We start from the raw sequence: 23,745 nt of genomic DNA, 5'->3' as shown, positions 1-23,745 counted from the left end.
GCCAGTGGGCAGCGTCTTGCGCCGCGTCTTCGTCTTTGCCATCATGCCTGTCATGCGTTGCGGTCGACGGATTTTACTTGACCGCGTTGATGCGATAAAACCAGCCGGATTCTACCGCCTGTCTCTTACTGCGACACAACCTGTAACCCAGATTGCGTTAGGAGTCGCCACCGGTAGCGAACAGTCCGTGTTCCGGCTGCGCCCGTTCGTTGTCGATACACTGCACACGCCAATGGCCGGACATCAGAGCGAGGTCGCCTTCCGTGCACCACTGCACGCGTCCGGCTTCACCTTGGAAGAGTCCGTAGCAACAGTCTAGATTCAGTCCTTCTAGAACATATACTGGTGTCCTGTCGTTGGGCTCGCACACTAGCGTATTGCCGCAATCCACGTGCAGCGAGCCCCATTTAGGCATTTCAAGTCCAAAATGACCTTCGCGCGACCATTGCCGCTTTTCCTTGTCGATCCAGAGGATTGCAAATGCCATCGGATGGGCCCGATTGAACATGTCGAGCTGGACAGTAAGACGCATGAAGATTCTCCGAACATATATTCCGCCAAGCTGAGACGTACCGAGAAAATCGCGGCGCTTGCCACGGAATCACTGACCGAGTGCTCATTGCATCAGCGCATGCGCGTCGTACGTCTATGTCGGGCCACCCGACCGGCCCGTAGGGGTATCGCCATCTCTCCCCAATGCGCCTTGCGGGGAGGATCAGCGCGTGCGCGCGGCCGTTGCAAGGTGCTTTTGTCGCGCCCTAATGTCAGCCGCGGTGGTTGGATCAATGGGTCGCGACGGGTTGGTGCGTACCCGTTAGCGTCCTCAGGAACGCGACGATTGCGTCAACGTCCGATTCGGCCAATTGTTTACCGACCTGATATGTCGCCATGTCACGTACAGCTTCGCGCAGATCGATGCGGCTACCGTCGTGGAAATAGGGCGCGGTCAACTCAACATTGCGCAGCGTCGGCGTCTTGAACGCATGACGATCGAGCGGATCTTTCGTAAAGTTGGCGCGGCCGTTGTCTGCGTCGGTGCGTTCGTAGCCCCGCGCGGCGAAGTAGTCAGCCGCAAGGCCCATCCGTTCGAACGACTGTCCGCCCAGATTCTTGCCAACGTGGCAGGTCGCGCAATGGTTTGCTTTGAATAACTGGTAGCCGCGCAGTTCCTCGCCATTCAGCACATCCATGTCGCCGCGCAGGTAAGCATCGAAGCGACTCGGCGTTAGCAGTGTCGTCTCATATTCGGCGATCGCGTCTGTGATGTTCTCGCCTGACCAACCGTCCGGGTATACCCGCAAGAACTGTTGCGTCAGCGATGAGTCCTGTTTCAGCTTATCGATGATCTCACTCCATGACGTGGACGCCATTTCGACCGGATTCAGCGGTGGGCCGCCGGCCTGCTCCTGCAGCGTGGCGGCGCGACCGTCCCAGAACTGCTTGCGGTTGAGTGCCGAGTTGAACACTGTCGGTGCGTTGATTGCACCCAACTGGCCGCCCACGCCGGACGAAACCTTGTTTCCATCTACGCCACCGATCGCTAGCGTGTGGCAGCTCGCACACGATATCGTGTTGTCCGCCGATAGTCTGACATCGTTGAAAAGCTGCTTCCCGAGCGCGACCTTGCCCGCGTCAGTCGGCAAGGAATGAGGCAAAGGTTGTACCGGCTCGTTAGCGAACTCTGGTGCAACGCCGGGCGTCGCATATGCGCTGCGTCGCTGGGACGCGATCCAGTCGAGAAGCGCACGTTGATCGTAGGCGCTCAAGCCGGTGGTCCAGTGTACGAAGCGAAACAGATTTGGTGGCATTGTGCGTTCGTTCACAACGGTTTCCAGCTTTGCAAGATCGGCTTCGGGGGCCGGTGCGCCACTCTCGAGCGCCGCGTACAGGCTGTCGATGCGGAAGTAGGCGAGGCCCGTCTGTATGTCGTGCTCGGCTAGCTGACGAATGCCTGGTAGCGCGGCATAGTTGGGCAGGATGGTTTTCGTCGAGTGGCAGTAATAGCACGCGTTTCGATCTAACACTTCACGGATGCCGTACGCTTGTGGGGACGCGGCCAGTCTCACGGCCGCTCTTTCCGCATAGTCCTTGTCGTGGATGTACGCGATACCGCTGATGCATAGATAGCCTATCAGCACGACGGCGATCGATACGATCAGAAGTTTCTTCACTTGCTCTCCTGCTTCGACTTTGGTCGGAATTCCATACCGTTTACATCAGGTAGGTCTTGATGTTGATATCGGCTTCAGAGCGATGACGCGTTGATCGTACAGAACGCACAGCAATCGACTATTGCGGTAAATCAATTGCCGAACCGAACGCAGAATGTACTGAGGTTCTCACGTTGAGGGTTCCGAGACACGCGCGAAGGGGGGGCTGTCTATATAACGGACGGATCCTGGGCGAAATCAGTGACGTAGTGCCATGCCGAAAAGCGTTCGTCGAGTTGTTTGCGGTAGGGGCGGCGCAGTGGATGTCTTCGCTCGGCCTACGCTTGTGCATCTCGCACCGACTATCCGTAGTACTTGGCATTCTCTAGCCACGCAGCTTAAAGCGCGTCGATGTCAGAAGGCTCGCATGCGCATCGTCTATCTGAGCCAAGCCGCGCTCGATCAAACGCGGCTGGAGATAACTGAAGCTTAAGCGTACACGGGCTGCACCGCACGGTCCATGGTGCTTTCCTTCGACGAGTTTCACATTGTGCTTCCGGCGCACCTCGCGGACCAATTCGGCGGAATCGATGCCTTCGGCAAGCGAGACCCAGAACGAAAATCCACCACTCGGAATCTCGTAATCCGGTTTGCAGAATCGGCAGGCCTGTAACAGCCTATGCATTGCGTCACGCTTGCTCCGGTAGTGCGTCCTTAGGTGTTCGACGTGAGCGTCCAAAGACGACGACTGCAATAAGGCGAGCGCCATATTGCTGACAATGGGACTCACACCTCCATCGCATTTCAGGTGGGCCAGGCGGTCGACAATTTCCGGCTCGGCCAGCACCCAGCCTACGCGAAGCCCGGGGCCTGAGATTTTGGAGAAGCTATGCACATTGATGATGTTGCCACCCGCCTGCAGAACCTCGGGTGACGCGCCATCGTAGGGCAACTCGCTATAAACCAGGTCCTGCACCAGTCGCACGCCGTTGCGGGACAGTAGAGCCTCCACCTCGACCATATGCCGGTGTGCAAAGTATCGTCCAGTCGGATTGTGGAACGCCGGAGTGGTGTAGTACAACTTGGCTCGCCCCTTTGCGTGCAGCAATGCTTGTTCGAGCAGATCGAGGTCGACACCCAAGGAATCCGCACCTACTTGAACCACCGTCGCGCCCGCAATAGAGAAAATGCGCAACGCGCCGAGATAGGACGGGTCTTCGGTCAGCACGACGTCTCCTGGGTCGATAAAAGCATCGGCGAGCAGTTGCAGGGCTTGTGAAGCGCCGTTCGTCAGAATGACATTGCCACGCGCCATCCGGTACCTTTGGCCAAGCTGTCCGCGCAGTTCGGGAAGGCCATGGGCGTCGGTGTACTGCGGTAGGTCGGAGATGCTGACGCCCGTCTCGACGGTAAGCGGGTCCGGCCATTGCAGGCGGGCGAACGTCAAAGGATCGGGAAGCCCATAGGCGAAGTTGACTGTGTCCTTGCCTGAGGTGTGGTCGAATACCCCATAACTGAGCGAAGTGCGACTGCGCATCGACATGACTGGCTCCATCGTTGGTTACGCGGCATCGACAGCGCGCTGGAAGCGCGATTGATATTGGCGGATGAACGAGTCGGCAATTGGCATTCCGAACGGCGGAAATTCGGCCGTTGCTCTGGGAGGCGTAGCCGATAGCGTGGCGTTTGCGCCGAGTGCCGGTGTCCAATTCTCGCCAAAGAACACGTTTCCATAGCGTTCGGCCAGCACTGGCATCACGGGATGGAGCATGCTCAGAAAGACGGATACGTGCACCGGCCGCCACGTTTCCGGGCTCGTGCCGAAGCCCGTCGCGACGAAGTATTCGTCAATCAGATCGAGGGCGTTCCAGAAGCGTACCTGGTCCATCGCGGTGATATAACGTTGGACTATGTCGTCGTGCGCCGGCGTAAGACCGCTTCCATCGACATTCGCCGAGTGCAGTGAATCGCGGCGGAGGGCGCTTTCCCACGCAAGGATGTGCGAAGCCGACCGGATCAGTTCGCCGATCTGGAAATCGTTATTGTTGGTGCCGAACGGCTTGGCAATCCGAGCGAGCGCATAGCGCAACACACTCGGGTCGACCTGCCGGGATACTTCATCTGCCCAGAGTGCATGGTCGCGGCTAGTCGAGAATTTCTGGCCCTCCAATTTATAGAAGTCCTGGATCGAATGATTTGCCGGAAGCGGATAGCCACGCGCAAGCAGGCTGCCAGCCACGCCGATGGTGTAGTAGAAGCGGTTATCTTGGCCCATGAAAAACAGGAGGCGTGTATCGGGGTCGCGCATCACGGTGTCGTAGTTGACCTCGTCGCGCGCGCACTGCAAGCGGATCCCCGTCTCGAAACACCAAAGCCCTTCGAACCACGTCATCAATGTTTGCCCCGCAATTTTCGCGGGTGCTTCAAGTGTCACACCCCGGTCGAAAATGCGCGACATAGGCAGTGGCCGCAATTCGTCACGCAACCATGCACGCGCTTTACGCTGGATCGTTTGATCCCATTCACTCCCCTTGATCGCATCGTCAAGCATGGCTGCCATGCGAGGGATGTCGAAAACAGCCTGTTCGATGGGGCGAAGCGATAGCGGTTTGCCGCACGACGTGTGGACTGGCGTTCGCAACTTCGAGTGCTGTTGCGCCAAACCGCAGTTTTCGCACAAGTTGCTGTCGGTGGACGCATCGCACGCGGGGCAGAGGCCGACGGCAAGCGAATCGGCCACGAACTCGTCACAGTTTTCGCAGTAGAGTTGATGGCCATTACGCACATCAATGTAGCCTGCAGCTTCCAGCTCGCGAAAGATCTTCAGACTGTTCTGCTTATGCGTAGCGTCCGTTGTTCTGATGAAGACATCGGGCTCGATGTGCATTGCCCGCAAGCAATCCGTTATCTCGTCAATATGCAACTGCGCGACTTCGTCAATCGGGCGACCGAGCTTGCGCGCCTTCACTACTGTGTAGGTGCCATGCTCGTCCGCACCTGTGACGTGGTAGGCGCGGTGACCTCTCATGCGTTGAAAGCGAACGAAAAGATCGGTGAGCAGATAGACCCCGCCAATATGGCCGAGATGCAGTTTTCCGTTCGGGCAGGGCGGTGCGGGGCAAACGAAAAAAGTGCGTGTGTTCACGTTAGTCCCACCATATCGATAGAAATTTCAGGCTCGCCGCCGGATCGGCATTGCGAATCGCGTGCTCCTGGTTCGGCTCGATATAGAGCAGTGTTGAATCTGCGACTGGCCGCGCCTGACCATTCACCTCGAAGACTCCCTTGCCTGAAATGAGTATCCACAGTTCATGCTCGGAATGGGAGTGCAGATCGACAGCGCCCGCCGGCACGACCTCAACAATCGACGTGCCGAACGCTGTTGTCAGGCCAGCCGGCAGATGTTCGAGCAGCCGGCAAACAAGAACGCCGTTTTCCGGCCGCATCGTGGATTGGTCAATCTGCTTTGTGTACACGCACATCCTCCGGTGAATTACATCAGGTACGATAGAAAATGCCATTTGGCGGCTTCAGATCCTGGATATCCGATTCCTTGTCTTCGGGTGGGTTGTAGGCACGCTTCAGTTTGTTGTATTCCGTACGCGTGGGGCCACCAGTTGAGGCGCGCTGGAACACCAGATAGAGCGTACGGCGCGAACGATTGCTTTTGTTGGGCTGCGAATAGTGCGGCGCGTAGTCGTCGAAGACGAAGATGTCGCCGGCCTTCCAGGGCACGGGTTCCCACTTGAACGTCTCGGCCACCTCCGGATGAATCACGCCGCCGGCGTCCATCGGAAACACACCTTTCTGATGGTTGCCCGGACTGAAGAACAGGCCGCCGTTGTCCGGATCGGAATCGTCGATGCCGATGGCGACCACGGCATGCACCATGCGTTGAGGAATATTGTGCGGGATGTGATAGATGTCCTGATGCGGACGATAGCCGCCGCTGTCCGGGTACTTGAAGATGAGCAGTTCCTTGAGCATGCGGGTATCTTCATCGAGAAGCGATTCGACGGCAGTCTGGATGCGCTTGTCGGCCAGCAACAGGTCGCGCAGTTCGTTGTTGAAATCCAAAAAGTTCTCTATCTTTGAAACGATCCTGCGGTCATCCTCGGTCTTCTCGAACCACATCATCCATTTGTTTTCGCTGATTTCCCAGCGCGAGACATCGTTGACCAGAGCAGAAATCTTTTCGCGGGTGACCGGATCGAAAAAGCCCTCCACTTTTAGATATCCATCTTCGTGCCACTTGGATTTTTGCGTTTCATTCAGCATACGAACCACCTCGTTAAAGAACGGAGTTTTCAAGGAGAAGTCAGGCGGCGAAATGCACCTTCATGCGCATGACGCCGAGTAGCACCACATTGGCGAGTACGGCGCCTAGCAGGACGACGAGCATTGCATCGGCGCCGAAAACGTGAATCAGGGCGCCAGATAGGAAAGGGCATCCGAACAGACCGATGAAATAGGCAAGCGTAAAGATTTGCGAAGTCACGGGCACCGAAACGCCGTGGTCTCCGGCGAGGTTCGCGGCCATGCCGTTCAGGGTCGAGTAGCTCAGTCCGTAGCCCGTGGCGAACAGCGCGGTAGCGACGATATAAAGCGTCGTGCTGCCGTGGTTCAACAGGAACAGTACGAGCGAGGCGCCGGTCAGCAAAAACAATACGAGCGCCAGTCGGTCGGGCTTGATATGTCCCATGGTTCTCGCGAGCGACAAGCGCAGTGCCACGCTGGTTGTCGTGAACGTCAGGAAGAACAGGTCTGGCCTGAGGTTACGCGAGACGGCATAGGGTGTCTGGTAAGTCGCCAGCCCGGCGAAGACACAGGCTGCCAGTGCGATCATTGCGATCGGCACTGCTGTTCGTGCCGTGAGCAGGGCCAACGTGTCGGTCGCGGTAATGGCCACGCGCGTCATCGGCAAACAGGACCCATCCCTCATCGCCTCGCTGGCGATCTTGACGCAGACTGCCGCCACCGCGCATGCCGCAGCGAACAGAAGGTAGGCCAGCGCGATCGAGCCGGTATGTTGGGCGATCAGGCGGCTCAAAGGCGCCGCCATGCCTAGTCCGGCCATTTGCGTGCCGGAGACGAAGGTCAGGTACTGGATACGTGCGTCGGGGCACAGATGATGGATGATTTGCAGCGGCGCGAGTATGAAGAACACGGACCACCCAGCGCCCAACAGCAAACCGCCTGCATAGACGGCACGAATGTTTATTGGCGCAGCGGCTAAGCAGAGCATGCTGCCTGCCATGACGAGCGAGGCCAAAGCGATGGTCGGCATGACACCGATACGCTGGGCTATGCGCCCGGCTACGCAGCAGCAGATCATGGTCGAGACCATGCCGCTCGAAATCACGGCGCCGGCGACATCGCTCTTCATGCCTAGGGATTGCAGGTACTCGGGCAGGAGAAAACTCGTCCCGTACGAAGCGGCGATCACCAGTGACGCGATCAGAAACGGAATGAACGCCCGTAATTGCAGGGATGCCGGCAAGTGCTCGGGGTGCGAGATCGCACGCTTGCCAGTCGATAGATAAATGGAGGAGTCAGTCATCCGCTTACGCCACTGCCGGCCGGCGCGAGGCCTGAGCCGCGTCGCACGGTATTGATCCTGCTTCAGTCTCCTGATCCTCAAGGCTGTCGAGCAGTTGCCGGTCCGGAACATCCGGATAGAAGGCAAGACCCAGCAGACTGTTGATGATGCGACTGTTCCTGTACGCGACCAGCGAAAGATTGACGCTTTGCAGGCCATGCTGCACGCGGCTTTGGTTTTGCAGATACACGGGACCGGGCATTGGCGCATCGAAGCGCACGGCGTAATCGGGATCGAGCGTTGGCAGACCGTCTTCAAGGCTTGCGCCGTCGAGCAGCTTCTGAACGAATGGTAAATGGCGCGGCTGAAAACCGGTTGCCAGGATGATTCTGTCCGCGCTTATGCCGTTGCGCTGCGACGTGACCCGCGAGGTCAACCCGATGTGCCAGCGACCGCTGCGGCGGGTGATCTCGTCCATTGTCACCGAAGGCAACAGACGAAAGCAGTCGGCTAGCGTGCCATGGACGCTGCGTTCGTACAACGCTTCATAGAGCCGGTTGCACAGGCTGGCGGAGATGCCGTCGCTGGTGAGCTTTTCGCTTTCGACAATGGCCCTGCGCTGCTGGATCGGCAGCGTGTGAAAGCTTTGGCTATAACTGGGCATGTATGCTTCATTGACAAATGCGTTGTCGTCCATCGCAAACAGATTGGCGCGCGACGTCGCCCAAGTGATCTTGTCGGGACCTGACTCGGTCAGCATGTGCTCGACGACTTCCGCGCCGCTCTGCCCGCCGCCCACCACCAGCACATGTTCGTCTTCGCTGAAAGGTTTCCGGTTAAGGTAGTCGTCTACGTGATAGACCGTCTCGCCAACCACCTGCCGCGCACATGCCGGCACCTTGGGTTCGACGCCGACCCCGACCACTACCGCGCGCGCATGATATGTGCGCGCGGTAGTGGTCACGCAATAGCCCTTATTGCAAGGCCTGATATCGATCACCTCCTCGCCGAATCGAAGCGTGTCCAGGCATTGCGCGACCCATTGGTAATAGTGGGTGAACTCACTTCGCGACGTGCTGTTTCCACTTTTATTCACGAAGCTGTACAGGCGTCGATGTACAGAGAGATAGTTGAGAAAGGAATATGGGCTTGTGGGATTCACCAGGGTCACACAATCCTTGAGCGGCGACACCTGGAGCAGACTTTTGGGCAGCATGAGCCCGGGATGCCAGGAGAATTCTATGCGCTTCTCAAAGAAGAGCGCTCGCAAACCGGTGGGCTGAATGAGCGCCGCGAGGCTTAAATTGAAGGGTCCAATACCAATACCGATGACGTCTAGCATGTCCATAGGAAGGTTGTTCTGCCGTTAGAGGGAAATGGGCCAACCGGTATGGTGCAGCGCAATTTCCGTGGACTAAGATTGAGGCGGTCGTACCGGCGTACTGCGTAGCCGATGCCCGCTGCAGGAAAACGAAAGCCGTAGATGACGATCGCTTTTCTTCCCAATGGCATTCTGACCAGCACTATGCTTGGTTTGACATTACCTCGGGCCGCCTGAGTGAATCATACGAGGAATTGAGAAGCTGAACACTTTGAACATACGCAAACCTTGCGGTGCGTCAATTGTCCACGCGGCGTTGTCGGATTCAGACGCCGGATCACCCGCAGTCCAAAGAGAGAGTTGTCACGCTGCTCAGTGGTTCGGATAACATCCGGGACTCAGAACATCGAATCTGTCTATCGTGGTCATCGCTTGCGGCGATCGTCATCAATCGCGTCGTGCGATGGTGAGGTTGGCTGAAAAAGTGGACGCCAACATTCCGTAAAATTGAGGAATGGAGGTATTGATGAACCGAATCCCCAAGGCTGTGTACACGAAGGAATTTCGTGAAGAGGCAGTAAAGCTGGTAATAGCCGATTGCCTCGGCGTCTTCGAAGCCGCGTATCGATTGTCAATTTCGATGAAGACATTAGCAAACTGGGTTCGTGCTGCAAAGGATGGCAAGCTGGAGAATGTTGGGCAGCATCAGAGACCACTGACGGAGGTCGAGGCCGAGCCGGGGCGGGGCGGGTCAAGCGGGAATTGGCCGAAGTAAAAATGGAGCGCGATTTATTGAAAAAAGTTCGTAACGTGTGTGCTATGAAAGCTGTTTGATCGATGAGGGCAGGCCCCTCGATGTCGTCTTTCAGGAGAAGGCATCAAACCACTTCAAGCTGCTGTGGTAAAGAGCCATGGTGGTGAGCGTTGAAGAAAAGGCGCAGTGAATGCGTCAGGTACGGAATAACGAGACGAGCGCAAGCGAACCGTCGATGAGGTGTCGATAGCTTTTCCCACCCGTCGTCAAAACCAGGGTCCACGTTGCATCCCGGGATAAACCACGCGGGAGCCTGATGACTGGCTTGGTGGCGACCGGCATATAGACGGCGTGACGTTACTCCAGGCGATTGAACGGAACATAGGAACCTGTCATTCCGATGCGAAGGGAGAAGCTTGATTTGAAAGACTCGAAGAAGGCGAGAGTATCCCTCCACGAGCTTCGACTTTCTGGGATACACCTTCCGTGGCCGGCTGGCCAAGAGCAAGCGCGGCATCTACTTCAACAGCTTCAGTCCCGCGCTCAGCAGCAAAGCCGCGAAACGCATTCGCGAGAAAATGCGGATGTGGGACATCGGCCGCTGGACGGATGCTGGGATTGAAGACATTGCCGAGCGGGTCAATCCAGCCCTGCGCGGATGGTGGAACTATTACGCGGCGTTCTATATGAGCGTATTCAAACGTGTGATCGGCCACTTCAACGACATTCTGGCGAAATGGGCGGCGCGCAAGTACCGTCGATTCAAACGAAGTCGTGCCAAGGCTCGGACGTGGCTCAGGCAGTTGGCGGCGCGCGCACCGGATCTGCTGTATCACTGGAAGGTGGGGGTATTGCCTCCGGCTGGATGACAAGAGCCGTATGAATCGAGAGGTTCACGTACGGATCTGTGAGGGCCTGGCGGGGAAGTTCCTCCGGGCTACTCGACACTTCGCGAAGGAGTCGCGGTGAAGTACGGCGTCTCATCAATGCGTCCAGCCGCTCCCAGTTGATCAGGTCAGCCTGAAACATCCGTTGGTGCGGTTGGTGCAACTGATCAACCCGGTGCTGCGAGGCTGGGTGAATTACTTCGCTGTTGGACAGTCCAGCGAGTGCTTCAACTTCATCAAGGACTGGGGGGAGAAGACGATTCGACGCCACATGGGTCGATCCCGGAATCGTCGGGGCTTCGGCTGGAAGAGGTGGAGTAGGCGCTGGCTATATGACGAACTGAAGCTGTTCAACGGCTACCGGGTTCGTCGTGCTGCCGCACTGAAAGCGTCCCCGGCATGATAGGTCCCATAAACCTTGACGTGAAGCAGGCAGGAAAGCGAGTGCGGGAAAGCCGCATGCTGCGTTTGACGTGGCGGGAGCTGGAAACGTGACCATGGCAACCGGATTGAGGCCCACCGCGAAAGCGAGGGAGAAGCCACCGGGGCCTACCGTGCGCGCGCCAGTTTTAGAAGGGGGCGGCGGCGCAGCAATGCGCTGCTGCTACCTGACGAGAAGGCGATTGCCCATCCAACCGATTCACGCCTGCTCGAGCGATGTCGCGAACATCTGGTGAAGGCGGCGGCACGGCACGGCCTGAAGCTGAGGCAGAACTACAACCGCGAGGCGCCGTATCTGGGGCTGCAGATTGGTCGCTACGCTCACGCGAAGCAGTACAAGCGCATGAGGAAAGCACTGCGCACGCTGCGTTCACGCGTCGGACGGGTGATGCGCGATGTGGAGCGACAGGTCGCCCAGGTGGCAGACCCAGAACGCGCTGCATTGGTGGAGCTGATTGGCCGCACGAAGCGCATCCTGTTGCAGAAGCTGAAGGACAAGAACAAGCTCTATGCGCTGCACGCGCCGGAAGTGGAGTGTCTGGCCAAAGGCAAGGCGCGCAAGCCGTAAGAATTCGGCGTGAAAGTGTCGATCACGACGACTCACAAGGAAGGACTGGTAGTTGGGATGCGCTCGATGCCGGGCAATCCGTACGACGGTCATACGCTGGCTGAAGCGCTGGAGCAGGCGACAATCCTGTGCGACATCACGCCGGAAGTCGCGATCGTCGACCGTGGATACAAGGGTGTCGCTGTCGACGGCGTGAAGATCTACCACCCGGGCTTGCGGCGCGGCATCACACGCGGACTACGCGCGATGATCAGGCGACGCAGCGCAATCGAGCCAGCCATCGGTCACATGAAGGCTGACGGGAAGCTCGGCAGAAACTGGCTCAAAGGCGCGCTGGGTGATGCAATGCACGCGGTGTTGTGCGGCGCCGGCCACAACTTGAGGATGATCCTGAGGAAGCTACGGCTTCTTTGTGTCTTTATTCTGGCTGCCTTGCTTGAGCGCCGCACTGCTGCGGTCCCATCGCCGTAACGCCGGTGGTCGCAAAGCGAATTGTTCAGGACGGGCTAATTAGCCACCGATTTTCAACTTTAATCTAGAAGGTCGTTCGCATTCCGAATCTAAGCACGCGTGCCGTGGTGTTGGGGTATGCCGGTTCCCCGTAATATAGGGCTTGCCCCAACGTGTAAGTGGACCCATTTTTATTTTTTGTTTGTGCGTACCCGATATATATACTGGTTTGTTTAAAAATAGAATAAAAAACACCTAATCCAACAATGTACGAGTTTTTTGACTGAGTAATTCCATTCGAGGTGTCAATCAATTTTATAACTTGTGCCATTAAAACGGTCGAACGTGTAATTTGGTAGCTCACTCCCAGATTGACAATTGCATACCGCCACGAATTATTAAACGATGCTGCGTCAGTTATGATTGAATAGTCATCTTTAGTGTACCCGAGATACACTCTTACCGGCCCAATCCCATAGTTACCGCCGACACCCCATGCTTTGTAATATCCCCGATCCAATGCGTCCCTCTGATAGACATATCCGGCATGAAACGTTGCGGGGCCATTGGTGTAGTTGATTGCCCCGCTAAAAGTTGTTCCACCACTTGTAGATTTCGCAACACCGCCGAGACCGTACATCACCCCGACCGAGAATCCATAAATTTTCGGAGATGAGTAAAGAACGGAATTATTAACGCGGCACGTAATGACCTCGGTAAGGAGCGTAGCTTGGACGGTACCATTAGGCAAAGTGCGATCAACGTCCCAGACGCTCCCTCCTAAGCCTCCTAAAAAAACGTCGTTGTCACTCATAGCAAGAAACTCTGGCGAGTATTGGCGACCAAAAGTCAAAGTCCCTTCAGAACCTTCGAAGCCAACATACGCTTGCCGGCCGAAAAGTGCGCCGCCCTGCTGTATGGTGCCGGTATTAGGCGCGAAACCACTCTCAAGTCTGAAAATAGCTTTGTATCCGTCGCCGAAGGCTTGGCTACCCATAAGGCCAAGCCGCGATCCGAACGTGCCGCCATTCGACATTTTAGTTAAGGTTCCTCTGCCCTGATTTGAGATATCAGTGAGAACGTCTAATGCTCCATATAGCGTGACGCTACTCTGCGCACGGTTTGAATCGCAGCACGCTAATCCAAAAAACACTCCCATCACCACTGCGCATACTGATTTTATCATTTGAAAGCCAAATCTCTTTTTGCTTCTGATGAGCCAATATCGTGGTCATTGAACAAATCCGACAGAAAGTGGAGTTGCATGAAGTAACAGCCAAATCTATGCCATGCGCACTCCGTTATTTTCTTCACGCCTCGATAATTGAGAATTGGGAATCTAGGCCCGGCATGATTTTCCAAGTTGCAGTTGTGAGCCGGGGGCACCGGGCTTGGTGGGGCAGGTGATCGCTAATAGGAGTTCAGCCGGAACATCGGTAGGCCATCCGGTACGTGAATGCGGAGACCTGCCGCCGATGTTGCAGACCGAACCGTGCAACGTCCGAAGCCCTCGATGCATGAAAAGCCAACAACGTCGCTTAGTCGATCCATTCATGAGCGTTGACGTAGGCAAAGGCCACCATCACCCCGTAGCCCTCGGCCGAAACCGAAAGCGTTGGTACAACAAAGCGCCGGCCCGACGATGAGACCAAGCTGTGCACTCATCTCCGAACTGAAGACGTTCGGTGAACTTTTTTTCGTCGTAGATCACGCTCACCATCGAAGCATTGTCCGTGGCAGTTGCTGTTGACCTTGGTGTCCTAGTCGCATCCTTACCAGCCTCACTATGCGCCGCATTGCCGACCTGCTCGATGGCAATGCCTAGATTGACGCGCGCGATGCCGCTGTCATTGCTATAGCCGCGCGCTCAATGCCGCTTACACTGCACTGCCTCCGACTGGCTAACGTACTGCTCGCCGAAATCGCCATGCTGTGCGGCCGCCACAACCCACGCTGCATGCAGAGGTGCGCAAAGAGGACGCTCGGTTCATCGTCAAGCCCGAGCTCATATTCGGCTTCACGCCGGGACCCGTACGTAGCCGCCTGGGAACTTCCGCAGTGAAGGCGGAGCCTCAAGGGTTCACTCCAACTACAGACTCCGGTGGGTCAACGCGGATGCACCACGCAACGAACTGTAAGATGCTTTGGGCCGCTCACGAAGCTGGACGCAACGAATTCGATTTCGCCCGCCGGCTCGATAAGCCGCAACCTCGGGACCAGTTCCTCAAACAAGATGCGCATTTCCATGTTCGCGAGATGCTGACCCAGGCACACGTGGGCGCCGGCGCCGAAAGCGAGATGCCTGTTCGGTTTGCGGTCGATATTGAATGCGAATGGCTCAGGGAAGACCTGCTCGTCACGATTTGCCGAGCCATAGCAGAGCATCAGCCAATCGCCCTTGCGGATTGTCCGGCCCCGGACGTTGGTGTCGGCAGTCGCCGTACGCATGAAATGACGCACCGGCGATGCGTAGCGAAGGGTTTCGTCGATAAACTGCGGAATCAGCGAACGATCCGCCTGTAGTCGCGGCAGTAGCTCAGGGAAGCGGCTCAACGCCCACATTGCGACCGATATGGACGACGAAACCGTATCATGTCCTGCTGCGGCGATGATCACGTAATAGCCAAGACGGGTCGCTTCATCGATAGGCTGTCCGTTGATCACCGCGTTGGCCAGCAAGCTTGCGATATCGTTACGTGGGTTCTTCCGGCGGTCTTCGGTCAGGCGGTCAAAATAATCCTTGAAGTCGGCCACAATGGACAGCAGGGCCTTGCCCATCGCGCTGCTCGCATCGCCTTGGCGCTGCACTTCGCGCTTGTATTCGGCATCCTCGCTTCCGAACATCTCCTGAGTCAACGTCAACATGCGCAGGGAATCTTCCTGCGGAACGCCGAGAATATCCATGATCACGCTCAGTGGGAAATGCAATGCAAAGTCATTCGCAAAATCGATCACTTGCCCGTTGTGATGCAACAGCTTCGCGATCATTATATTTGCCAGCGATCGAATGCGGTCGTCAAGCTCGAGAATGCTGGTAGGCATGAACCACGACTGCGTCAGCGCGCGTAGACTCTTGTGCTCGTCGCCGTCGACGTGCACGAGTGATCGGGCGATGTTTGGACTACCGGTGGTGGAAATGACATGCTCGATCGACGCTCTTGGCCTGCAGACGACAGAATAGTCGCCGTTGTGAAACAAGGCATTTTCTCTTGAAATCATGGAGACGTCGGCGTGTTTCGTGACCACCCAGAACGGGTCATGTCCATCCGCCATGGCGCGCCCGACGGGGTTGTTTGCACGCGCCCAAGTATAGGTTTCATGGAGGCGATTGAGGTTGGTATAGAACTGCGGATCAACCAGATGGTTTGCTATGTCTTTCGGTAGGTCGTAATTTGGCATGCTCATGATATTGATAGTGCGGTTTGTTGGTGGGCGGCACGATCCAGGCAAGAGAAGGGCGCCTCTTCCTGCCCCATTCCGCTATTGGGCTCTCCGCGGACTCAATGACTGGTCTCAACTTTTGACGGTCGCTCGCTCGCGTGTACTGAGATCCTTCCCACGGACTTTGAAGTAGCATTCATGTATAGAGCTTGCTGTCATCCGAGATCTACATATTGGTCCCCCGTTGACGCAGGCACTGCAGCGTTCGCATCGGTAATGTTGTGGGTGAACTGGCGTGACGGACGTCGATATCCGCCCGTCGTATTGCTTCATACTATTCGCTGCCTCCCTGTGTACCCTTAATCTAGGTCAACTCTTCTTGGTTAAGTGTTCACTCAGGTGGTCCTTGAGGGCTACTGTTTGTCGGGCCAGTGCGCAACAATCCCCCGGCGTCATAGTTGTCGCTTCTGAATTTCTTTATCAAGAAGAGTCAGAGGTGCAAGTTGAAGGCGAAACAGACGTATTCTGTCGGGTTCAGGGAGCAGGCGCTCTCGAAGGTCCTGCGGGGGCAACCGAACGGTTGGAACTGTAGCGGACGAATTGAACGTGAATGTTTTGACATTGACGAAATGGATGGGAGGTGCAGCCGCCGCGAACCGGAGCTCGAGCTCGGGACATGCAAAGCGTCCGGATGACTGTTCGCTGGAGGAACGGCTGATGGCCTTGCAGGAGAGCCACGGGTTGGTCGACGAATCGTTGAACGGCTGGTGTCGTGAGCGCGGCCTGTTTGCGCATCATCTCGCGCAGTGGCGAACGGACTTCTGCGCCGTTGGTGGAATCGGTGGTAGCCGGCGCGAGAGCGCACCAGGAGGTGCGGGATCTGAAGCAGGCCAATCTCCAACTGCAGCGCAATTGAACCGCAAGGAGAAGGCGCTGGCTGAAGCTGCAGCGCTACTGGTGCTGCAAAAAAAGTACCGCGCGCTGTTCGAGGGCGAGGCCGAATGACGGGCCCTGAAGAGCGCAAGACATTGACCAGCCTGATCAGCGAGGCGACCCTGGCCGGGGCTCGCCAGGCACACGCGTGCAACATGCTGGGGCTTAGTAGTGCCCGGACAGTTCAGCGCTGGCAACGCGGCAAACCTGACGCGGCGGACGGGCGCTCGTTACGGCACCACGAGGCATGTCACAAGCTTTCTGCCGACGAACGCGCCGAGTTGCAGGTGGTCGCGAACTCGGCCGAATTCGGTCATCTGCCGCCAGGCCAGATCGCGTCGCGACTGGCAGACCAGCAACGCTATCTCGCCTCCGAATCGACGTTCTACCGGATACTGAAGGCCGAGAAACAACTCGCCCACCGGCGCAGCGAACGGCCGGCCACGCTCGCAGCAAACCGCATTCCGTTCGCGCCGACGCGCCGAACCAGTTGTATTCCTGGGATATCGCGTATTTGCCGACGACGATCCGTCGGCAGTACTTTTATCTATACCTGTTTCTGGATGTATTCAGTCACGCAAGATCGTCGGTTGACAGATCTATGCGGAGGAAAGCAGCGCGCTGGCCAGCGAGGTTCTCAGGGACCTCTGCGCGCGTGAAGCGATACAGCCTGACTGGGTGATTCTGCATTCGGATAACGGCGGCCCGATGAAAGGCACGGCGATGCTCGCCACACTCCAGGCGCTGGGTGTCATGCCGTCGTTGAGTCGCCCGGGCGTGAGCAACGACAACCGTATTCCGAGTCGCTGTTCAAGCCCCTGAAGTACCGGCCCGCTTACCCGCTCAAGGCGTTCGATACCTGTTCGTCGCGCGCACCTGGGTGGGCGCACTGGTGCGCGGGTACAACGACGAACATCGTCACAGCGCGATCCTGTTCGTGACGCCGGCGCAGCGTCATGCCAACCTTGATCAGGACATTCTGGATCGGCGCATGGCGCTCTATGAGACTGCCCGGCAACGCAATCCGCTGCGATGGACAGGCCGCACGCGCAAGTGGCAGCGCATAAGTACTGTGCATCTGAACCCGGATCGAACTCACAACCTGCCAGGCACTCCGCAGCGCGATAAGCAGGAGCGAAAGACCGTCTGAACTCTAAACGTTGAGGCAACAACTACCTTGAAAATTTCCGAGGATGGCATCGAGCTTCCGTGGGTCGATGAGCAACCTCCGCCCGGGATAAGTGCTTGCGAAAATCGAGCCAGGGGCGGCCTGCTGATCGTCTTCGGACCTTAGCGATAAAGCGAGCTGCCGGGACAATTGACCGCATCGTACTGACCACTGAGCTGCAACGTCAACAATCTTCGAACGGCGACGTAGCGAAAAGTGTTTCGTCGACTGACGGCGACAGACCAGTCCTGGTCAGTAACAAACCATCGCACCACACACGTTCGACGCGTCCCCACGCACAGGCTGAAGCAGCGTCCGGGAAGAAACCTCGTCCGTGATAGTTGGCGCTCGTGTTGCAGAGCAACGGAATACCCGTCAGCTTTTCGTATTCGACCAGAAGTTGCGCCACCGGATGCTCGGAAGTTCTTGAAATGGTCTGCAATCGGGCAGATCCGTCAAGATGCACGACGGCAGGGATTTTTTCTCGCCATTCCGCGCGCGTCTGATGATCGAACAACATATAGGAATCAGGGCTCCCCGGGCTAAAAATGGTCGGCGCACGATCCTCAAGGCAAATTGGCGCCACGGGACGGAAGTGCTCTCGAAACTTGATGTCGTTGAGATGATCCTTCATTGTGGGCAAAGTCGCGGCGGCCAGAATGCTTCTGCCCCCCAATGCTCGTGGTCCGAGCTCGGCCCGGCCGGCAAGGAAAACGACGGGCTTGCTACTGGCGAGTATGCTGGCGAGTTCTGCAATGGAGCAAGTAGACGCCGTCCATCCGGGCGGTACTTGGCAACCTTTTAAGACCGGTCCGCTATATACCGACCACTCCAGCGGCACGAAGCCGTTCTCAGCTGCCAGCGCGCAACAAGCGGCGCCGATCGCCGACCCGCTATCGTTGGGAAACGGCGGTACCCAGATTGCGTCGAACAAACCGCTCGCGCGCAGGGCGCTGTTCCATTTGATATTGAGCCCGCATCCGCCAGCGATGCACAAATTTCTCGGCCCCGGAATCGAATGGCGCTGCAGCGCGATACCCATTTCATGAACGAGAAGACGCTCGAGGAATACATGGAACGAGGCGAGTACGTCTTCGGATGGCCTGGCTTCCAGTCGCAGCGCGCTAGCTTCGAAGAACTCTCCTACAGCCGCTAGTGACGCGTCCGCGCTGTGGATGTTCTCGCGATAAGCTTGCGCACACTCCGCGTCGCCAGCAAAGCGTGCCTGATAAAGCCCGCGAAATACCTCAACGATATCTTCGTCAACGGAGCCCAGCGCGATGTAAGCCATCAGCTTGCCGGCCACACCCAGATCCCACCGGGCGCCGCCCGGCTTCTTATAAGGACCAAAGTGATGACCCGCCGCGGCGTAGATGTGACCTATCATGGGGAACAGGCAGTCAACATGGCGGGCGTGGTGGCGTTCTACATGATAGAGCCGTGGGACGATGCCACCATCCCACACCAAACAGAATGCAGGTTGCCCGCTTTGGGCAAAGGGACTGGTGCAGTACGCGGAGGCCACATGGCCTGACACGTGAGGATAGCTTTTATAAGGAAAGGAGTGGCCGCCGACAAGCAGTCCGGAGCCGTCGAGCGAAGCGAGCAGATCATCGGCTCGGCGTTCGGCATAAGGGGCCCCTTTTAGGCTGACGGGAAGCGACCCACTGAGGACCCGAAACTGCGACTCGACTACCCCGTCCCAGCCGTCGATGACAAACTGGTCGATATCGTGCGCACGGAAACCATGCTCGGACAATGCGATCGTGATCGCGTCGAGGTCGTCGATCGCCTGATACCGCGGATTGTTGTCTCGCTTTTCCTGCTCCACGCAAAAAACGAGTTTTCCATCCTCGACAAGGGCGATCGCTCCGTCGTGTGTCAGTTTGATCCCACAGATGCGCATAATATCTCCCTGCCTAACGCTGGTAAGTTGGTCCACACGAAGGAGAAGTCCCGTTGCGAAAGCAGGCGAGCAGACAGTCTTCATTCAACGACTGACCGACGCAGCTCAAACGATCGATCTCAACCAGCTCTTCTTCCAGGATGGCTATGACCGTCTCGGCTCCGGCAACGTGGCCCCATCGCCGGCAATTGGCGTCACGTGCCGATCCGAAAACCAGCTGTCCACCGGGCGCAAGCATCCGTGCTAAATTGCGGACAGCGGCGCGCACCTCGACGCTGCCGTCGAGGTAATAGAGAACCTCCGCCACCACGATCAGATCGAACTGTTGCTCAGTCGAAAAATGCTGGACATCGGAGACGATCCAATTGATGTGTGGTGGGTCCATCATCCGTTCGCGTGTCCTAGCAATTGCGCGTGGCACAATATCGATCACGGTGAGCCGTTGGCAGTGCGGTGCCAATTTTTCCGTAAAGGCTCCGCCGGCGCATCCGACTTCGAGCGCATTTGTGACAGATCCCTGCGAAAGTGCCATCCGAAGCATTTGCCTGTGGCGCTCGTGCTCAAACGGATTGTTGTCGAGCCGCCATGGATCGTCTGTGTCCAATTCCCGGCGCAGCAATTCGAAGTTCGTTTGATGTGTCAATTCCGCCATACCTTTATGGTTCGCCGCTGCAAGTATCCGGACCTTGGGCCGGGACTGGTGCTCCGTTGAAAACAGGCGTGTTGCTACGAGAACTGCACGGCGACCAAACGCTATTGTTTAACTTCCAGAAAAAATAGCTCGCGAGGGCTGTTACGCAGCTTCAGACCTTCAGCCACTCATTGGAAGGGCGTCGTTACCGTGACAACGCCCGTGAGGGATGCAGTCGAACCCGACGCTGTTCCCACAATCCGCGCAGTTCCTTGACGAGGGTTTCACGTCGCGTCTGCTCAAGCGTAATTGTATCGAGAAGATGTCCGAGCACGGCTTCGCCTTCGATCTGCATTAGCATATCGAACAACTCATGTGAAATGCGCACACTGTCACAGATGGAGCCGCCGGTGCGAATTTCGCATACCGTCTCCTGACGATCCCGCGCTGTGTGAGCGCGGATTCGATAGAGCGATGCATAGGGCGGCAGTGAAACCGCGAGCGCAGTCCAATGTTCCTGCGTTGCGGGCCGTTTTTTGACGAGGAACGGCCCGACCACAAGTCCATCCAGCTCTGTCGTCAGATATGTGGCAATCGCGTCTGCAACCGAATCTACGATTGGCTCAGCGTTGTTATTAAAGGAAGTGTTGAGCAGAATTGGGATTCCTGTCCGCTTCTTGAACGCATTAATAACCTCCCAGTAGGCGGGATTGGTTTTCCGCGATACTGTTTGCAGCCGCGCTGTACCGTCAATGTGCGTGATGGCGCCGAGCAAGGCACGCTTGGAGTCGCGCACGCGAACTACAAAATTCATAAAAGGGAATTCGCGGGTACCCTCTGGGAGGTCAAAAAATTCGTGCGCATCATCCTCCAGCACTGATGGCGCGAACGGTCGGTAACCCTCGCGCTTCTTGACCATGGCGTTGATCCGGTCCTTGTTTGCGGTCGGCCTGGGATCGGCAAGAATGCTGCGGTTGCCAAGCGCGCGTGGCCCGAACTCCGAACGACCCTGCACCCAGCCGATCACGGCGCCATTTGCCATCCAGTCGGCTGCTCTGCCTGCCACGTCATCACTGCGTTCAACGTCGAGGTGTCCGGCCCACGCATTCAATTCTTGCTCCACGACTAGATCGCTCCCAAGATCGGGCCCCCAATAGACCTCCTGCAATCGCTCACGCGGCGCGGGCTGACCGAAGTCGTTTGACATCATAAGGGCGGCGCCTAATGCGCAACCGGCGTCGTGCGCTGCGGGCTGCACAAAGATGTCTTCGAAAAGTCCCGAATACAGCAGCTTACCGTTCATGGTGCAGTTATGAGCTACTCCTCCGGCTATACACAGCCGCTTCATACCGGTGACCTCGCGATGATGGCGGAGAATGTGGAACACGATCCGCTCCAGCGCTTCCTGCAATGAAGCAGCCACATCTCGATGCTGCGGTGTGAATGGCATTCCCTTTCGCCGGACCTGGATGCTGCGGAGCAACGTCGGACCGATGCGGTCCAGGTAGACGCGGTACTCACCGTCGGCGGAGAGTTGATAGAATTGCTCGAAGAGCCCGCGATAGGGAGCGGGGTCCCCATAAGGTGCAAGCCCCATGACCTTGTATTCGTCGAACAAGCCGTAACCGAGATACCGGATTGTTTCGAGATAGAACAGCCCTAGAGAATTATGCTCTGCGAAAGTCGCGAGTTGCGTAATTTCTGTTCCGGACCCGAGCGCCAAAAGCCCCGAGAGGAAATCACCACCGCCATCGACCGCGAGGATCAGACTTTGCTCGAATCCAGACATCGCAAACGCGCTCACGGCATGCGCCAGATGGTGACTCACGAATGAGACTCGCGAAGGATCGACTTCGGTACCGAACTCCTGCATTAGTAACTTACGCAGAAACAGCTTGGCATCCACCGGAATGGAGATGTTCGGCTGGGACAGGAACAGGCGTTCGAGCATGACGTTGCAATAGGCCTCGGTAGCGTAAAACGCGATGCGGTCGATATCGCTGAGCTGAATCCCTGCGGATGCAAGGCAGTATTGAATCGAACTGCTCGGGAACTTGTTAGAGTGCTTGATCCGGTTGAGGCGCTCCTCTTCGACGGCCGCTATTACGCGTCCGTCCCGGACAAGCACCGCAGCGCCATCGTGCAGAAATGTGTTCGGCAGTTCGAGTGGATTTTCATGAACTTTGTCCAGCCCGCCGCTCACTCCTAAGCACAGCATGTCTCTCTCCTTGATTGTGGGAGGAAGGCCCTATTGGCAAGACTCGAACCCGTACCACCTAAGTAAGGTAGGCTATCGCTCGCCGCTGCGAATACCGGTCAGACCTCACCAGCCCCGAAGAATCTCGCGTAGGGTCCGTCTGCAAAATGGCGCCGCAATTCATGAAAATTCCGTACCGTTTGGTCCAGTGGTCGCGTTTCCTGGCGCTGAAGGATGACGCGACCAGAAAGCTGAGGCGCTGGAACCTGGAGAAAATCCCAAATCGTTGCCAGGCATGCGGCGGATTCGCAAAGAAGGCTCTCGTACTCCATCACAAGCAGGTTGGTCGATGCGAAGGAGTGCGCGACCCTAGCGTGGAAATCCTCGGCGGTCTTGAAGTAGGCCTCGCAGTCGGCGATTGACAATCCGACGCGCGGAGGCAGAGCCGCATCGTTGCCAGAACTGAACCTCAGCCATTGGCCGGTTTGCCTTGCCTGCACCAGCGATCGAAGCGATTCCAATGTGTTTCTGCGAGGCAGGAGGATGACCTTGAGGCGTGGCCAACGAGCCAGCTCAGCAAATAAGCCCGGACGGGCGCGAAACTGAGGTTCATTGATCTTGCAGCCGACATGCGTCACATTGGTCTTGTCGCTCCGCGTCGGGTAGCGAAGGTAGGCAAGCTCGAGGAGCTCACGGTCGCCACGTAGCAGGCGATCCTTATCGGGCCAATTCGTATCATACGTATTGAGCAGCTCACCGTTGCTCAATACGTTCGGATGCCTGTTTAGCAACTGCTCCAGATAGTGCGTGCCCGTCCTTGGCATCGCAAGGATTGCAAATGGCTCAGGAGGCGGTGTAGGGTGGGTCATTCTGGCTCCAGATAACATTGTTCGCGACAGTTCGGGATTGAATCAATGATGTGAAGTCAGCCGACTCACGATGCCAGCGTTCCAGCGTCGATAGATTGACTGGATGCCATTGAGGATCTTCCGTGACAGGCTGACTTCCACACTGACGATGGTTGCGCTTCAGTGATGGCGCGACCAGAAAGCTGAAGTGCTGGAACCTCGCGGAAATCCCAAATCGTTGCCAAGCATGCGGCGGGCCCGCGAAGAAGACTACCGACGCATGTGATTGATCGACGACTGCTGCAACGTCATTTGCTCGGCTTCGCTCAGTTCTACCGCACACTTCATCCGCTACCCCGGCACCACGAAGGCGCCAGCAGGTTGACGAAACTCAATCGGATGTACCAGGAACACTATCCTCCATACTGTACAATTCGTGAAATCGATTGTTTTGATGGAACACATCCACACTATGGATAAGTTGGGATCATGCGTTTCAAGGGCCTCGATCTAAATCTCCTCGTCGCGCTCGATGCTCTGATGACCGAGCGTAACCTCACCGCGGCGGCAC

General features: G+C 57.0%; 19 protein-coding genes and 3 pseudogenes. 8 read left to right on the top strand and 14 right to left on the bottom strand.

Annotation, left to right across the window (positions count from 1 at the left end; genetic code table 11):
- Positions 1–157 precede the first annotated feature (157 nt).
- The 8 genes from B0G83_RS37215 to B0G83_RS37180 all read right to left on the bottom strand — a co-directional run bounded on the left by B0G83_RS37215 (position 158) and on the right by B0G83_RS37180 (position 9,037).
- Complete coding sequence (locus B0G83_RS37215) at positions 158–532, bottom strand: DUF3564 family protein (RefSeq protein ID WP_105512251.1); 375 nt, start codon at positions 530–532, stop codon at positions 158–160.
- 250 nt (positions 533–782) lie between these two features.
- The gene (locus B0G83_RS37210) at positions 783–2,171 is read right to left on the bottom strand and encodes a cytochrome c peroxidase (protein ID WP_105512250.1); all 1,389 of its coding nucleotides are present in this window, start codon (positions 2,169–2,171) and stop codon (positions 783–785) included.
- Positions 2,172–2,535: 364 nt separating this feature from the next.
- Positions 2,536–3,693 carry a PLP-dependent aminotransferase family protein gene (locus tag B0G83_RS37205; protein WP_105512254.1) on the bottom strand — a complete coding sequence of 386 codons (1,158 nt, stop codon included), beginning with the start codon at positions 3,691–3,693 and terminating at the stop codon, positions 2,536–2,538.
- A gap of 18 nt (positions 3,694–3,711) precedes the next feature.
- On the bottom strand, positions 3,712–5,295 hold the full coding sequence (locus B0G83_RS37200) for a class I tRNA ligase family protein (protein WP_105512249.1): 1,584 nt from the start codon (positions 5,293–5,295) through the stop codon (positions 3,712–3,714).
- Position 5,296: 1 nt separating this feature from the next.
- The gene (locus B0G83_RS37195; protein WP_105512248.1) at positions 5,297–5,632 is read right to left on the bottom strand and encodes a cupin domain-containing protein; all 336 of its coding nucleotides are present in this window, start codon (positions 5,630–5,632) and stop codon (positions 5,297–5,299) included.
- 16 nt (positions 5,633–5,648) lie between these two features.
- Positions 5,649–6,461 carry a phytanoyl-CoA dioxygenase family protein gene (locus B0G83_RS37190; RefSeq protein WP_258168505.1) on the bottom strand — a complete coding sequence of 271 codons (813 nt, stop codon included), beginning with the start codon at positions 6,459–6,461 and terminating at the stop codon, positions 5,649–5,651.
- A 7-nt stretch (positions 6,462–6,468) separates the two neighbouring features.
- Complete coding sequence (locus B0G83_RS37185; protein WP_105512246.1) at positions 6,469–7,710, bottom strand: MFS transporter; 1,242 nt, start codon at positions 7,708–7,710, stop codon at positions 6,469–6,471.
- Between the two features lie 4 nt (positions 7,711–7,714).
- Positions 7,715–9,037, bottom strand: a complete 1,323-nt coding sequence (locus B0G83_RS37180; protein ID WP_105512245.1) for a lysine N(6)-hydroxylase/L-ornithine N(5)-oxygenase family protein — start codon at positions 9,035–9,037, stop codon at positions 7,715–7,717.
- Positions 9,038–9,536: 499 nt separating this feature from the next.
- Between B0G83_RS37180 and B0G83_RS37175 the strand changes: the two are divergent.
- The 4 genes and pseudogenes from B0G83_RS37175 to B0G83_RS37160 form a co-directional block, all read left to right on the top strand.
- Positions 9,537–9,823 (top strand): annotated as a pseudogene (locus tag B0G83_RS37175) (transposase); the annotation flags it as partial.
- A 411-nt stretch (positions 9,824–10,234) separates the two neighbouring features.
- Positions 10,235–10,633 carry a group II intron maturase-specific domain-containing protein gene (locus B0G83_RS37170; protein WP_308701561.1) on the top strand — a complete coding sequence of 133 codons (399 nt, stop codon included), beginning with the start codon at positions 10,235–10,237 and terminating at the stop codon, positions 10,631–10,633.
- A 166-nt stretch (positions 10,634–10,799) separates the two neighbouring features.
- Entirely contained in the window at positions 10,800–11,054 is a 255-nt protein-coding gene (locus B0G83_RS37165) for a group II intron maturase-specific domain-containing protein (RefSeq protein WP_258168506.1), read from the top strand.
- A 213-nt stretch (positions 11,055–11,267) separates the two neighbouring features.
- Positions 11,268–12,131, top strand: a pseudogene (locus B0G83_RS37160) (IS5 family transposase); the annotation flags it as partial.
- Positions 12,132–12,195: 64 nt separating this feature from the next.
- Here the strand turns inward: B0G83_RS37160 and B0G83_RS37155 are convergent.
- The gene (locus B0G83_RS37155) at positions 12,196–13,296 is read right to left on the bottom strand and encodes a porin (RefSeq protein WP_105512243.1); all 1,101 of its coding nucleotides are present in this window, start codon (positions 13,294–13,296) and stop codon (positions 12,196–12,198) included.
- 270 nt (positions 13,297–13,566) lie between these two features.
- On the opposite strand from B0G83_RS37155, the pseudogene B0G83_RS39380 reads away from it, so the two are divergent.
- Positions 13,567–14,049: pseudogene (locus B0G83_RS39380) on the top strand (transposase); the annotation flags it as partial.
- A gap of 167 nt (positions 14,050–14,216) precedes the next feature.
- Here the strand turns inward: B0G83_RS39380 and B0G83_RS37150 are convergent.
- Positions 14,217–15,515, bottom strand: coding sequence for a cytochrome P450 (locus B0G83_RS37150; RefSeq protein WP_105512242.1), 1,299 nt, complete (start codon positions 15,513–15,515; stop codon positions 14,217–14,219).
- 693 nt (positions 15,516–16,208) lie between these two features.
- Between B0G83_RS37150 and B0G83_RS38985 the strand changes: the two genes are divergently transcribed.
- The 3 genes from B0G83_RS38985 to B0G83_RS37135 all read left to right on the top strand — a co-directional run bounded on the left by B0G83_RS38985 (position 16,209) and on the right by B0G83_RS37135 (position 17,574).
- Complete coding sequence (locus tag B0G83_RS38985; RefSeq protein ID WP_199730247.1) at positions 16,209–16,496, top strand: hypothetical protein; 288 nt, start codon at positions 16,209–16,211, stop codon at positions 16,494–16,496.
- Complete coding sequence (locus tag B0G83_RS37140) at positions 16,493–17,083, top strand: helix-turn-helix domain-containing protein (protein ID WP_105512241.1); 591 nt, start codon at positions 16,493–16,495, stop codon at positions 17,081–17,083. The genes B0G83_RS38985 and B0G83_RS37140 overlap by 4 nt, the downstream gene beginning before the upstream one ends.
- Positions 17,084–17,304: 221 nt before the next feature.
- A complete protein-coding gene (locus B0G83_RS37135; protein WP_105512240.1) occupies positions 17,305–17,574 on the top strand; it encodes a hypothetical protein in 270 nt (89 codons plus the stop codon).
- 202 nt (positions 17,575–17,776) lie between these two features.
- On the opposite strand, the gene nodU is transcribed toward B0G83_RS37135, so the two are convergent.
- From nodU to B0G83_RS37115, 4 genes are all read right to left on the bottom strand, one after another.
- On the bottom strand, positions 17,777–19,534 hold the full coding sequence (gene nodU, locus B0G83_RS37130) for a nodulation protein NodU (RefSeq protein WP_308701560.1): 1,758 nt from the start codon (positions 19,532–19,534) through the stop codon (positions 17,777–17,779).
- The gene (gene nodS / locus B0G83_RS37125) at positions 19,512–20,150 is read right to left on the bottom strand and encodes a nodulation methyltransferase NodS (RefSeq protein ID WP_105512239.1); all 639 of its coding nucleotides are present in this window, start codon (positions 20,148–20,150) and stop codon (positions 19,512–19,514) included. Before nodS ends, nodU begins: the two co-directional genes overlap by 23 nt.
- 184 nt (positions 20,151–20,334) lie before the next feature.
- On the bottom strand, positions 20,335–22,347 hold the full coding sequence (locus B0G83_RS37120) for a carbamoyltransferase (protein ID WP_105512238.1): 2,013 nt from the start codon (positions 22,345–22,347) through the stop codon (positions 20,335–20,337).
- Positions 22,348–22,445: 98 nt separating this feature from the next.
- Positions 22,446–23,195, bottom strand: coding sequence for a sulfotransferase (locus tag B0G83_RS37115; RefSeq protein WP_105512252.1), 750 nt, complete (start codon positions 23,193–23,195; stop codon positions 22,446–22,448).
- Positions 23,196–23,745: the final 550 nt, after the last annotated feature.

Source organism: Paraburkholderia sp. BL21I4N1, from assembly GCF_002973525.1.
Classification (GTDB): Bacteria; Pseudomonadota; Gammaproteobacteria; order Burkholderiales; family Burkholderiaceae; genus Paraburkholderia.
Note: the sequence above shows the minus strand (reverse complement) of the source record. Positions and strands in the feature narration are given on the sequence as shown.

Bases quoted from the DNA above. Each gene is read 5' to 3' on its own strand.
- B0G83_RS37215 (WP_105512251.1), bottom strand. From the start codon at position 532: ATGCGTCTTACTGTCCAGCTCGACATGTTCAATCGGGCCCATCCGATG.
- B0G83_RS37205 (WP_105512254.1), bottom strand. From the start codon at position 3,693: ATGTCGATGCGCAGTCGCACTTCGCTCAGTTATGGGGTATTCGACCAC.
- B0G83_RS37195 (WP_105512248.1), bottom strand. From the start codon at position 5,632: ATGTGCGTGTACACAAAGCAGATTGACCAATCCACGATGCGGCCGGAA.
- B0G83_RS37185 (WP_105512246.1), bottom strand. From the start codon at position 7,710: ATGACTGACTCCTCCATTTATCTATCGACTGGCAAGCGTGCGATCTCG.
- B0G83_RS37180 (WP_105512245.1), bottom strand. From the start codon at position 9,037: ATGGACATGCTAGACGTCATCGGTATTGGTATTGGACCCTTCAATTTA.
- B0G83_RS37155 (WP_105512243.1), bottom strand. From the start codon at position 13,296: ATGATAAAATCAGTATGCGCAGTGGTGATGGGAGTGTTTTTTGGATTA.
- B0G83_RS37150 (WP_105512242.1), bottom strand. From the start codon at position 15,515: ATGAGCATGCCAAATTACGACCTACCGAAAGACATAGCAAACCATCTG.
- B0G83_RS38985 (WP_199730247.1), top strand. From the start codon at position 16,209: ATGGCCTTGCAGGAGAGCCACGGGTTGGTCGACGAATCGTTGAACGGC.
- B0G83_RS37140 (WP_105512241.1), top strand. From the start codon at position 16,493: ATGACGGGCCCTGAAGAGCGCAAGACATTGACCAGCCTGATCAGCGAG.
- nodS (WP_105512239.1), bottom strand. From the start codon at position 20,150: ATGGCGGAATTGACACATCAAACGAACTTCGAATTGCTGCGCCGGGAA.
- B0G83_RS37120 (WP_105512238.1), bottom strand. From the start codon at position 22,347: ATGCTGTGCTTAGGAGTGAGCGGCGGGCTGGACAAAGTTCATGAAAAT.
- B0G83_RS37115 (WP_105512252.1), bottom strand. From the start codon at position 23,195: ATGACCCACCCTACACCGCCTCCTGAGCCATTTGCAATCCTTGCGATG.